The sequence below is a fragment of the Amycolatopsis sp. NBRC 101858 genome (assembly GCF_030269325.1).
In the GTDB taxonomy this organism is placed as follows: domain Bacteria; phylum Actinomycetota; class Actinomycetes; order Mycobacteriales; family Pseudonocardiaceae; genus Amycolatopsis; species Amycolatopsis ponsaeliensis.
In genome coordinates, this window is record NZ_BSTD01000001.1 from 2,683,182 (window position 1) to 2,694,384 (window position 11,203).

10 protein-coding genes are annotated in these 11,203 nt (G+C 72.2%); 7 read left to right on the forward strand and 3 right to left on the reverse strand.

The window, feature by feature from the left end:
- Positions 1-30 precede the first annotated feature (30 nt).
- Complete coding sequence (locus QSK39_RS13065) at positions 31-3,132, reverse strand: ATP-binding protein (protein ID WP_285477851.1); 3,102 nt, start codon at positions 3,130-3,132, stop codon at positions 31-33.
- Positions 3,133-3,259: 127 nt separating this feature from the next.
- Here QSK39_RS13065 and QSK39_RS13070 point away from each other — a divergent pair, with 127 nt between their 5' ends.
- Genes QSK39_RS13070 through QSK39_RS13085 form a run of 4 tightly spaced genes read left to right on the forward strand, consistent with a single transcriptional unit; the run spans position 3,260 to position 7,186 of the window.
- Positions 3,260-4,393, forward strand: coding sequence for a DegT/DnrJ/EryC1/StrS family aminotransferase (locus tag QSK39_RS13070; protein ID WP_285477852.1), 1,134 nt, complete (start codon positions 3,260-3,262; stop codon positions 4,391-4,393).
- Positions 4,394-4,417: 24 nt separating this feature from the next.
- The gene (locus tag QSK39_RS13075) at positions 4,418-5,347 is read left to right on the forward strand and encodes an NAD-dependent epimerase/dehydratase family protein (protein WP_285477853.1); all 930 of its coding nucleotides are present in this window, start codon (positions 4,418-4,420) and stop codon (positions 5,345-5,347) included.
- Between the two features lie 32 nt (positions 5,348-5,379).
- Positions 5,380-6,576 carry a glycosyltransferase family 4 protein gene (locus QSK39_RS13080; RefSeq protein WP_285477854.1) on the forward strand — a complete coding sequence of 399 codons (1,197 nt, stop codon included), beginning with the start codon at positions 5,380-5,382 and terminating at the stop codon, positions 6,574-6,576.
- A complete protein-coding gene (locus QSK39_RS13085; protein WP_285477855.1) occupies positions 6,563-7,186 on the forward strand; it encodes an acyltransferase in 624 nt (207 codons plus the stop codon). The genes QSK39_RS13080 and QSK39_RS13085 overlap by 14 nt, the downstream gene beginning before the upstream one ends.
- A 1-nt stretch (position 7,187) precedes the next feature.
- Here QSK39_RS13085 and QSK39_RS13090 read toward each other — a convergent pair whose 3' ends face one another.
- Positions 7,188-7,760 carry a hypothetical protein gene (locus tag QSK39_RS13090; RefSeq protein WP_285477856.1) on the reverse strand — a complete coding sequence of 191 codons (573 nt, stop codon included), beginning with the start codon at positions 7,758-7,760 and terminating at the stop codon, positions 7,188-7,190.
- A 54-nt stretch (positions 7,761-7,814) separates the two neighbouring features.
- Positions 7,815-8,402 (reverse strand): hypothetical protein, encoded by a 588-nt coding sequence (locus QSK39_RS13095; protein ID WP_285477857.1) that lies wholly within the window; start codon positions 8,400-8,402, stop codon positions 7,815-7,817.
- Positions 8,403-8,521: 119 nt separating this feature from the next.
- On the opposite strand from QSK39_RS13095, the gene QSK39_RS13100 reads away from it, so the two are divergent.
- From QSK39_RS13100 to QSK39_RS13110, 3 genes are read left to right on the forward strand one after another with little or no spacing between them, the layout of a single operon-like run.
- Complete coding sequence (locus QSK39_RS13100; protein ID WP_285477858.1) at positions 8,522-9,034, forward strand: SigE family RNA polymerase sigma factor; 513 nt, start codon at positions 8,522-8,524, stop codon at positions 9,032-9,034.
- Positions 9,031-9,747, forward strand: coding sequence for a hypothetical protein (locus tag QSK39_RS13105; RefSeq protein ID WP_285477859.1), 717 nt, complete (start codon positions 9,031-9,033; stop codon positions 9,745-9,747). Before QSK39_RS13100 ends, QSK39_RS13105 begins: the two co-directional genes overlap by 4 nt.
- Positions 9,748-9,802: 55 nt before the next feature.
- The gene (locus QSK39_RS13110; protein WP_285477860.1) at positions 9,803-11,188 is read left to right on the forward strand and encodes a M20/M25/M40 family metallo-hydrolase; all 1,386 of its coding nucleotides are present in this window, start codon (positions 9,803-9,805) and stop codon (positions 11,186-11,188) included.
- Positions 11,189-11,203 lie beyond the last annotated feature (15 nt).

Here is an 11,203-nt window from a genome sequence, read left to right on the forward strand (position 1 = left end):
GATCGACCAGGCTACGCGAGCGGGGAAGAGTCAGTCCGCCAGCCCGGCCGTGGTCAGCGCCTTCTGGGTGCTCATCCCCAAGCCCGTGCCGTAAGCCCGCTCGAAACCGTCCGTCCCCAGCGACTCGACGACCCGGGCCCGCACCGACGTCACGTCCGGGTCCCCGCTGATCGCCGTCCCGCGCACGGACGCCGCCGTGCCCAGGAGCAAGGCCGCCTGCTCCGGGCGCGATTCGGCCGCGGCCACCCCGGCCAGGCCCTCCAGCGCGAACGCCACGACGTCGCCGGCGTGCCGGCGCCGCCCCGTGAGCAGCGCTTCGCGATGCAGCTGGGCCGCCTCCGCGGTCCGGCCTTCCACCACCGAGAGCCAGCCGAGGGAGATCATCGCCGCCGCGCGGACCGATTCGGCCGAAAACGAGCCGGCCGGGCTCTCGGTCAGCGCGCGCTCGCAGAGCTCCCGGGACGCGGACAGGTCGCCGGCCAGCCGCGCCAGCGTCGCCAGGCCGACGTAAGCCGCGGAGCGGGATTCCGGCATCCCGGAGCGGCGGGCCGTCGCCGCGGCCAGTTCGTAGTCCGCGCGAGCGCCGGCGCGGTCGCCCGACAGCAGCCGGGCCCACCCGCGGCGGCAGATCAGGTCCGCGACGTCGTCCCGCGCGCCGATCTCGTGCATCAGGCCCAGCGCCTCGTCCATCATCGGCAGCGCGGTGCCGTAGTCGCCGCGCCACGTGAGCAGCTGCGACAGGTGGTCGAGCGCCATCGACAGGCCCCACCGCTCACCCAGTTCGCGGAACTGCGCCGCGCCCTCGCGCAGTCCTTCTTCGGCGCCGGCCAGGTCGCCCGTCATCATCGAGCGCAGGCCCATCCCCGTCGGCAGCAGGGCCCAGCTCCACGGGTCGCCGCCGGCCAGCATCGCTTCGCCGCGGCCGAGCAGCTGCTCGTCGTCGTCCGGCGGACCGGCGACCACGCCCAGCAGCATCACCAGCATCGGGTGCCGGGGCGCCCAGTCCACGCTCGTCGCGTACCGGTGGACCATCGGCAGGTACTGCTCCAGGGACTCGTCCGGCTGCCCGGACAGCGCGCCGAGCACGCACACCAGGAACTCCTCGACGTACTCCTCGCGCACGTCCGGCCCGCAGCGCCCGACGACCGCGAGCGACAACCCGGCGCCTTCGAACCGCCGTCCGCGCATCCACCAGTACATCGCCAGCAGCGGCACCAGCCGCAGCGCGAGCACGACGTCGTGCTCGGTCGCCCAGCGCAGGGCGGCCAGGAGGTTGTCGTACTCGGCGTCGATGCGGTCCAGCCACTCGAGCTGTGCCGCGGTCCGCAGCATCGGGTCGGCTTCCTCGGCGAACCGCAGGAAGTACTCGGCGTGCGCGCGGTGGAACGTCTCCGTCTCGCCCGCGTCGGCGAGCTTCCCGGCGCCGAACGCGCGGATCGTCTCCAGCATCCGGAACCGCCCGCCGAGGGCTTCCACCAGCGACTTGTCGGCCAGTTCGAGGAGCAGGTCGGCGTCGGCGCCGCAGACTTCGGCCGCCGCGGCGAGCGTCGCGCCGCCGGGGAACACCGTCAGCCGCCGGGCGAGCTCGCGTTCGTCGTCGCCGAGCAGGTCCCAGCTCCACTCGACGACCCCGCGCAGCGAACGGTGCCGCTCCTCGGCCGTCCGGCTGCCGCGGGCGAGCAGGCGGAACCGGTCGTCGAGCCGGGCCGCGATCTCCCCGAGGTCCAGGCTCCGGACGCGCGCCGCGGCCAGCTCCAGCGCCAGCGGCAGGCCGTCGAGGGCCGCGCAGACGTGCTGGACGTCGCCGATCGTCGCGTCGCCGACGGTGAACGCGGGGTCGCTCGCGGCGGCGCGGTCGGCGAACAGCCGGATCGCCGGGTAGGCCAGGGCCTCGGCGGCGGGTGTCCCCGGCGGCGGGACGGCCAGCCGCGGCACCGGCGCCAGCTGCTCGCCGGTGATGCCGAGCGGCTCGCGGCTGGTGGCCAGCACCCGCAGCCCCGGGCACGCGCCGAGCAGCCGCGCGGCCAGCCGGGCCGCGACGTCGACGACGTGCTCGCAGTTGTCGAGCACGAGCAGCGCCGCCCGGTCGCGCAGCGCCGAGATCAGCCGGTCGGCCGGGTCCTGCGGGCCGCCGCGGGTGCTCTCGCGCAGGCCGAGCGCGCCCAGCACCGCGCCCGCGACGCCGTCGCCGTTGTGCGGGGCGAGCTCGACGAACGCGACCGGACCGGTTTCGGCGGTGGCCAGCTCGATCGCCAGCCGCGTCTTGCCGGTGCCGCCCGGCCCGGTCAGCGTCACGAGCCTGCTGCGCTCCAGCAACTCGGCCACCTGCCGCAGCTCGCCGTCCCGGCCGACGAAGCTGGTCAGCTGCGCGGGCAGCGCGGGGATCGCCGGCTTCTCGGTTTCGCCGCGCAGGACGGCGAGGTGGGCTTCGGCGAGGTCTGGACCAGGGTCGGCGCCCAGCTCGTCGGCCAGCGTGCGGCGGGCGTCTTCGAACGCGGCGAGCGCGTCGGCCGGCCGGCCCGCGGCAGCCAGCGCGCGCACCAGCTGGGCGCGCGGCCGTTCCCGCAACGGCTGCGCGGCGACGGCTTCCCGCAGCTCGGCCAGGACGTCTTCGGCCCGGCCCAGTGCCAGCCGGGCCTCGACGTGGTCGTCCGCCGCGTCGGCCCGCAGCTCCTCGAGCCGGGCGGCCTGGGCGGCGGCGAACGGGGCGTCGGCCAGGTCGGTGAACGCGGCTCCGCGCCACAACGCCATCGCTTCGCCCAATGTGGACGCCGCGCGTGCGTGCTCGCCGCCCTTCAGCAGCGTCCGGCCTTCGCGCGCCAGGCGTTCGAAGGCGTGAACGTCCACTTCGTCCGGTTCGACCGCCAGGCGGTACCCGGCGGTGGTGAACTCGACCGGGGCCAGCTCCTTCACCGCCGTCCGCAGCCGGGAGACCTGCGACTGCAGGGCGTTCGCCGCGCCGTCCGGCGGGAATTCGCCGTACATGCCGTCGATCAGCCGCTCGGCGGGCACGAACCGCCCGGCCTCCAAGGCGAGCAGCGCCAGCAGCGTCCGCGACCGCGGGCCGCCCACCGGCAGCTGCGTGCCGTCCGGGCGCCACGCGGCGACCGCCCCCAGGACCCCGAATCGCATGGACCCAGCCTAGAACGTCCGCCGACCAGGGAAAGTTTTCACGCGAAAGTGGACTTCGGCGTGGGCCTGTGAATCACCTGAGCGAACGTATATACACTTCGCCGGGTCCCCACGCAATGGGAGAGGTATGTCGACCGACAGCATTGCCCTAGGTCAGCCGACCGTGGGCGAAGAGGAGCTCGCCGCCGTAGCCGAGGTCTTCCGATCCGGCTGGCTGGCCGGAGCCGGACCGGCGTGCCGCCGCTTCGAGGAGCGGTTCGCGCAGGTCACCGGCACCGCGCACGCGTTGACGACCGCGAACTGCGGCTCCGCGCTCTTCCTGGGCCTCAAGGTCCTGGGCGTCCGCCCCGGCGACGAGGTCATCGTCGGCGACTACACGTTCCCCGCCACCGGCCACGCCGTCGTGCAGGCCGGCGCGACCCCGGTGTTCGCCGACATCCGCCCGGACGTCTTCAGCGCGGACCCGGCCCACGTCGAGTCCCTGATCACCCCGAAGACCGTCGGCATCCTCGTCGTCGACGTCGCGGGCCAGCCGGGCGACTTCGACGAGTACCGCGCGATCGCCGACAAGCACGGTCTCTGGCTCTTCGAGGACGCCGCCTGCGCCGCGGGCGCGACCTACAAGACGCGCCCGGCCGGCAGCCTCGCCGACCTCGCCGCGTTCTCCTTCCACGGCCGCAAGGGCATCACCGCGGGCGAGGGCGGCGCGCTCGTCTCCGACCGCGAAGACCTCATCGCGCACGCCCGCAAGCTGCACACCTACGGCATCGAACCGGCGATCAGCCGCGAAGGCTCGAACACGCTGCCGATCCCGGAGTTCCACGAGCTCGGCTACAACTTCCGCATGTCGGATGTCCAAGCCGCGATCATGAACGTCCAGCTCGACCGGCTGCCGGACCTCCTCGCCGCCCGCCGTTCGGTCGCGAAGCGCTACCACGAAGCCTTCGCGGACGTCGAGGCGCTGACCGTCCCGGTGGAACTGTCCGATCGCGAGCACCCGTGGCAGGCCTACCTGCTCACGGTCGCGCCCGAGGTCAGCCGCGACACCCTGGCCCTGCGGATCCGCGAGCAGGGCGTCCAGTGCAACTTCGGCACCTACGCCTCCCACCTCCAGCCGATCTACGGGCCCCAGACCCCGCTGCCCGTCTCCGCCGACGCGTTTGCGCGCCAGCTCGCGATCCCCATGCACGCGAACCTCACCGACGCCGAAGTGACGCGCGTCGGCGAGGTCGTGCGCGAAGCCGTGCAGTCCCTGTCCTGAAGCCGCCCTACCGAGGAGAAATTGGTGTCCGACAAGAAGGTGCTCTTCACCGGGGCTGGTGGGTTCATCGCCGCGCACGTCATCCCGCTGCTCATCGAGGGCGGCTACACGGTGCGGATCTTCGACAACATGACCCGCGGCGACCGCGCCCGGGTCAACGAGTTCGTCGCCACCGGCAAGGTCGAGCTCGTCGAGAAGGACGTCCGCTACGGCGGTGCGGTGCGCGAGGCCATGCGCGGCTGCACGCACGTCATCCACTTCGCCACGGTCTCGATCAACAAGTCGATCGCCGACCCGCACGAGTCGTTCGACATCAACATGACCGGCAACCACAACGTGTTCGCCGCGGCCGCCGACGAAGGCGTCGAGCGCCTGGTGTTCGCGTCGACGGCGTCGGTCTACGGCGAGCCGAAGCGGCTGCCGATGCACGAGGACGACGAGCTCAAGCCGCTCACGCCGTACTGCATCTCGAAGCGCGCCGGCGAGGACATGCTCGGCTTCTACGAGCGCCAGAAGGGCCTGTCCTGGAACGCGCTGCGGTTCTTCAACGTGTACGGCCCCGGCCAGAAGATCGAGGCCTACTACACCTCGGTGATCAACCACTTCATCCAGCGCCTGCGCGCCGGCCAGCCGCCGATCATCGACGGCCGCGGCGACCAGTCGATGGACTTCGTGCACGTCAGCGACCTCGCGCGGGCCGTCGTCGCCGCGCTGGAGTCGGAGCGGGCGAACCTGCCGATCAACATCGGCACCGGCATCGACACCTCGATCGCCGCGCTGGCCAAGATCCTGATCGAGGCCGTCGGCGTCGACGTCGAGCCGCTGTTCAACGAGCGTGACGTCCTGGTCTCGCGGCGCGCCGCCGACATCACCCGCGCCCGCGAGGTGCTCGGCTGGGAGCCGCGGATCACTGTCGAAGAAGGCATGCGGCAGCTGGTCGAGGACTCCGAGTGAGTGCCACCGCGGGCCCAGCCCGAGGACGTGCGATGCGCATCGCGGTGGTCAACAACTTCTTCCCGCCCCGGGTGGGCGGCAGCGCGCACATGTCGGCGTCGCTCGCGGCGCAGTTCGTCGAAGCCGGTCACGAGGTCCTGGCGATCACGGCCGCGTACGCCGACGCCCCGGCCGAGGAGGAGCGCGACGGCTACCGCGTGGTGCGCCTCCCGGCGGTGAAGATGCCGCAGGTCGGCCTGTCGATCGACTTCGACATGAGCTTCGCGTCGCTGCGGCCGGGCAACTGGCGGCGGCTGTGGAAGCTGCTGAACGAGTTCAAGCCGGACGCGATCCACCTGCACGGCCAGTTCTTCGACCTGTCGTGGCTGGCCGGGATCTACGCGCGGCGGCGGAACATCCCGGTGCTGCTCACCATCCACACCCTGCTGATCAGCGACAACAAGCTGTACGGCGGCGTGTTCCGGCTGCTCGACGCGGTGCTCGTGAAGCCGATCCTGCGCTACATCCGGCCGAAGTACGTCATCCTCGACAAGCTGGGCGTCGACTACTGCGTCGAGCGCTACGGCACCAGCGACGCGAACTCGGAGTACTTCCCGATCGCGGTCGACACGGGTCACTTCGCGAAGCCGGTGACGAAGGACGTCCGCGCGGAGCACGAGATCGGGGACGCCCCGCTGATCGTCTCGCTCGGGCACGTCATCCCGCTGCGCAACCGGCTGCCGCTGATCGAGGCGCTGCCGTCCATTTTGGACAAGCACCCGGGCGTCCGGGTGGTCGTCGTCGGCCGCGTGTACCACGACGCGTTCCTCAAGCGGGCCGCGGAACTGGGCGTTTCGGACGCGCTGGTCGTCACGGGCGCGGTGCCGAAGGCCGACGTCCCGGCGTACTTCGCGGCGGCGGACATCGTGACGCACGACCTCAACGGCGGCTGCGGAACGGCGTCGCTGGAGGCGATGCTGTCCGGCACGGCGACGATCGCGTCGGTCACCGAGGACAACTACCCGGGCATCGAGCTGCGCAACGGCGAGAACGTGCTGCTGGTCCGCCCGGACGACGCGGAAGCCGTGGCGCGCACGGTGATCGAGCTGCTCGACGACCCGGAGCGCCGCGCGCTGATCGCCCAGCGCGAGAGCGAGATGGTGCGGTCGAACTTCGGCCTCGACGTCGTCGCCGAGGAACACCTTCGTACGTTCGAGAAACTGGTGTCGGAAGCGGATGTTCTTCGATGACGAGCGCAGCCACCGGCTGCGCCCGCAGATCCTGACCGAGCTCGTCTCGCAATACATGAACGACGCCGAGCGGGCGCAGTTCTACGGCCTGCCCGAGACGTGCCGGGTGCGCGAGCGCGTGAAGATCATCAGCCCCGAGAACCTGAAGATGGGCGACCACTGCTGGGTCGGCGAGGGCGCGGCGCTCGACGCGAGCGGCGGCCTGGAGATCGGCGAGCACACCAGCATCGGCCTGAACACGCTGATCTTCACCCACTCGAGCTGGCTCGCGAACATGACGCTGCAAAACCATTCGGGCAGCGACCTGATCGAGCGCAAGCCGGTCAAGATCGGCAAGGGCTGCTTCATCGGCGGCCTGGTGGTGATCATGGCGGGCGTGACGATCGGCGACTTCGCGACGGTGCAGCCGAACTCGGTGGTGGCGAAGGACGTCCCGCCGAGGACGCTGGTGGCGGGCAACCCGGCGCGGGTGTTCCAGCGCTACGACGAGGAGTACATCCAGTCCGAAGTGGACCGGGTCCGCGCGGAGAACGCACGCCGCCGCGAGATAGCGGAGGAACGCGGCCAGGCCCCCGGCTGGGGAGCACCGTCCGGCGACTTTTCGGAGTAGGTCAAAGCCGGTCGGCGAGCAGCTTCCCGAGCTTGGCGCACGCGGCTTCACCGCCTTCCGGCACGAGGTACAGCTCGGCGGTGCGCAGCTGCCCATGACTGTTCTTCGCGGCGGAGATGAACGTGGCGAACCGCTGGTCCGCCGGGCGGCAGCGCATCGCCGCGGCGCCGATCCCCGGTATGGCCGCCGGTTCGGTGCAGCCTGCCTTCGCGGCGGAGATGAACCCCGCCCTCGACCGGGTGTCCGTGCCGACGATCAGCTCGGCCAGGTGGCCGACGCCGTACTCGCACACATACCCCGTGCGGACCGGCTCGGTCTCCTTCATCCCGCCGGTGAGCGTGTTGTCCAGCGCCTGCATGATCTCGGTGTCACTCAGGAACGGGCACGCGGCGGTCAGCTTCTCCGGCGAGGCGGCCGGCGTGAAGGTGGGCGCCGTCGGCTTCGGCTTGCTCGCCGAAGTGGATGACGGCAGCGCCGGCGTGGTCGCCGGCGCCGCCGTCGTGGAGCCGCCCCAACACGCTGTGACGCAGGTCAGCAGGCAAGCGGCGGCGAAGCTGGCCCCCGAGAAGCGCACGCAAGACAATTTAGTGCCCTGTAACCGAGCGCAGGGTTGCGGTTACGCAACGTTTCAGCCGTGGCCGACGCCCGTGTTGCCCCCGGGCAGCTTGTTGCCGGCCGCGTCGTAGGCCTTCAGGCGGGCCGGGTCGGGGGTCCCCAGGTTGAACCAGAACACGACCACGTTCGGGTCCGCGCTCCACCGCGCCTGGTGCGCGACACCCGCCGAGCTCGTGATTTTCGCCGCCGGGCCGACGTAGTAGCCGAACGTCGGCACGTCGTGGCCGTTGGCGTTCAGCCCGCCGGTCACCGCGTGGAAGCCCGGCGCCTTGTCGGACCCCGACGTCTCGTTCGCGATGACCAAGTCCTCGCCGGCGCGGGTCCCGGCCATGATGCCGAACGTCGTCTGCGGGAGCCGCGGCTCCCGCAGCTTGACGCCGTAGAAGACCAGGTCGCCGAGTCCGGACGAGATCACCTCGCCCAGCACCTCGTGCTCGGGCTCGGCGGCGCGGGTCGGCGGCGGTGAAACCGGCGCGGCGGCGAGGGCGACCGGCGGCGCAGGTGCGGCCGGTGCCGCGTTCGCGCTGGTCAGCACGCCGGACACGGCCAGCGCGCCGCACGCGGCGACGACGGTTCCGGCGATGACGAGGCGTTTCCTCATGCGAATTCCTCCCTCGGAGACAAGATCGTCGGCAAGAACGACGGGCGTACGCTCGAAAAGGTTGAGAGCAACCTTTCCGCGGCCCGGCCGTCGCTGGGAGGGACGGAACGAGGTGAGGCATGGCGCGCGGCGACGAGGAGTTCGCGGACTTCGTGCGCGCTTCCTCGGCCCGGCTCACCCACGCCGCCTACCTGCTCACCGGCGACCGCCACCAAGCGGAAGACGCCGCGCAGACCGCCTTCACCCGCACGTACGCGGCCTGGTCGCGGGTCCGGCACAAGGACGCCTACGGCTACGCCCGCACCGTTCTGATGAACCACGTCATCGACGGCTGGCGGCGCCCGATCCGCGAGTACGCGACCGAGGCGATGCCCGACCAGCAGGACCGGCTCGACGTCGACAAGGCCGTCACCCAGCGCGCGTGGCTCACCGCCGTGCTGCGGACGCTGACCGATCGCGAACGCGCCGTCGTCGTGCTCCGCCACTTCTTCGACCTGCCCGAAGCCGACGTGGCCCGTGAGCTCGGCGTTTCGCTGGGTACCGTGAAGAGCACGAACTCGCGCGCGCTGGCCAAGCTGCGCGTCGAGGCCGGCACCGGCGAGGACACGCTGATCGGAGGGAGCGGGCGATGAACGACCTCGACGACTTCCGCGCCGCCCTCCGGCAGCCGCCCGACGAACCCTTCGCCGAGCCGGACCTGGCCGAGATCATGGCCGGGGGCACGCGCATCCGGCGTCGCCGCCGCGTCCTGACGACCACCGCGGGCATCGCCGCCGCGGCCGCCGTCGTGCTGGTGGTCGTGTTCGCCGTCCAGCTGCGCCAGCCCCCGCCCGCGCCGGTCGCGCAGCCACCGGCCCCGCCGACCTCGTCCGCCCCCGTGTCGACCAGCGCCCCGCCCGAACGGCCGCCGCTCGGCGACGTCGTCGGCACGGGCATCCAGACGAAGGCCGGCGAGATCGTCTTCTTCGCGCGGGTCGTCGACGAGCCGCAGATCCTGCCGGACATCCACTTCGGCCTGGTCGCCGGCTTCCGCTCCGGCAGCTCGCTGCAGGCCGCGCTGGCCACGAACGAGGTCCGCGGCTCCGACCGGTCGTTCGGCTTCCACGCCACCGACGGCGGTGAGCTCATCAGCGACCAGCTCATCCCGGTCTTCGGCTACTTCGCCGGCCCGGCGGCGCGGATCACGACGACGGTGCACGGCAAGACCGTCGAAGCCACCCTGACCAAGTGGACCGAGGACCCGAACGTGGTCTTCTTCTGGTTCGACCCCGTCGCCGTGCCGGACTCCGCGTCGCTGACCCCGCTGATCGCCTACGACCCGGACGGCAAACGGCTCACCAAGTAGCCGGAGGGCCGGTCGGCGGTACACGACGGGCCCGCGCGGGCGTAAGACGGCAACCGTGACCTCGCGACGAGCGTTCCTGACCGCTTCAGCCGTGCTGGGGGCCGTGTCCGCGGCCGGGGTCCCGGCGAGTGCCGCCCAACCCGGCGCGCCCGGTGCCCCGGTCCGCCCGCAGCGTCCCGGCCCGGACCTGCGGGCGCTGCTGCGGCAGGTCGACGAGCGGCGGATCGAGGCGACCGTGCGGCGGCTGGCCGCGTTCGGCACGCGGCACACGCTGTCGGCCCAGGACGACCCGGTGCGCGGCATCGGCGCCGCGCGTGACTGGCTGTACGCGCAGTTCCAGCAGGTCGCGGCGGCTTCCGGAGGCCGGTTGACCGTGGAGCTGCAGTCGTACGTCCAGCCGCCGGCCGACCGGATCCCGGTGCCGACGAAGATCACGAACGTCGTCGCGACGCTGCACGGGTCCACCGAGCCCGGCCGCGTGTACGTCGTTTCGGGGCACTACGACTCGCGCCGCACCGACGTGATGGACTTCACCGGCGACGCACCGGGAGCCGACGACGACGCTTCGGGCGTCGCGGTCGCGTTGGAGCTGGCGCGGGTCCTCTCGACCCGGCAGCCGGCCGCGACGATCGTGTTCGCCGCCGTCGCGGGCGAGGAGCAGGGCCTCTACGGCGCGCGGCACATGGCGCAGCAGTTCAAGGCGGCCGGCACGGACGTCCAGGCGATGTTCACCGACGACATCGTCGGCTCCAGCCGCGCGGACGACGGCACGCGGGACCCGACGACGGTCCGCCTGTTCGCCGAGGGCGTCCCGACCGCGGAGACGCCGGCCGAGGCGAACCTGCGGCGCAGCATCGGCGGCGAGAACGACTCACCGCCGCGGCAGCTGGCCCGGTTCGTGAAGTCCGTGGCGGAGAACGACTCCACGGGCATGACGGTCCGGGTGATCTACCGCCGCGACCGGTACCTGCGCGGCGGTGACCACATCGGTTTCCTCGAGCAGGGCTACCCGGCGGCGCGGTTCACCGAGCCCGCCGAGGACTTCGCGCACCAGCACCAGGACGTCCGCGTGGAGAACGGCGTCCAGTACGGCGACCTGCCCCAGTTCTGCGACTTCCCGTTCATCGCCCGGGTCGCGCGGGTGAACGGCGCCGCGCTGTGGTCGCTCGCGACGGCGCCGGGCACACCCAAGGGCGTGAAGATCCGCACGGCGGCGCTGACGAACGACTCGGAACTGCTGTGGGACGCGACCCCGGGCGCGGCGAGCTACGAAGTCCTCTGGCGCGAGACGACAGCACCGGACTGGACCCACGCGATCGACGTCGGCCCGGCGTTGACGGCGAAGATCGACCTGTCGAAGGACAACGTCTTCTTCGCCGTCCGCGCGGTGGGCCCCGGCGGGCGCCGGAGCCCGGCCGCGTTCCCGGTTCCGGTCAATTAGCGCGCCCCGCGGCCC

What these genes read in the sequence shown, in the direction of transcription:
- QSK39_RS13065 (WP_285477851.1), bottom strand. Translation starts at nt 3,132, where the DNA reads ATGCGATTCGGGGTCCTGGGGGCGGTCGCCGCGTGGCGCCCGGACGGC.
- QSK39_RS13070 (WP_285477852.1), top strand. Translation starts at nt 3,260, where the DNA reads ATGTCGACCGACAGCATTGCCCTAGGTCAGCCGACCGTGGGCGAAGAG.
- QSK39_RS13080 (WP_285477854.1), top strand. Translation starts at nt 5,380, where the DNA reads ATGCGCATCGCGGTGGTCAACAACTTCTTCCCGCCCCGGGTGGGCGGC.
- QSK39_RS13085 (WP_285477855.1), top strand. Translation starts at nt 6,563, where the DNA reads ATGTTCTTCGATGACGAGCGCAGCCACCGGCTGCGCCCGCAGATCCTG.
- QSK39_RS13095 (WP_285477857.1), bottom strand. Translation starts at nt 8,402, where the DNA reads ATGAGGAAACGCCTCGTCATCGCCGGAACCGTCGTCGCCGCGTGCGGC.
- QSK39_RS13100 (WP_285477858.1), top strand. Translation starts at nt 8,522, where the DNA reads ATGGCGCGCGGCGACGAGGAGTTCGCGGACTTCGTGCGCGCTTCCTCG.
- QSK39_RS13105 (WP_285477859.1), top strand. Translation starts at nt 9,031, where the DNA reads ATGAACGACCTCGACGACTTCCGCGCCGCCCTCCGGCAGCCGCCCGAC.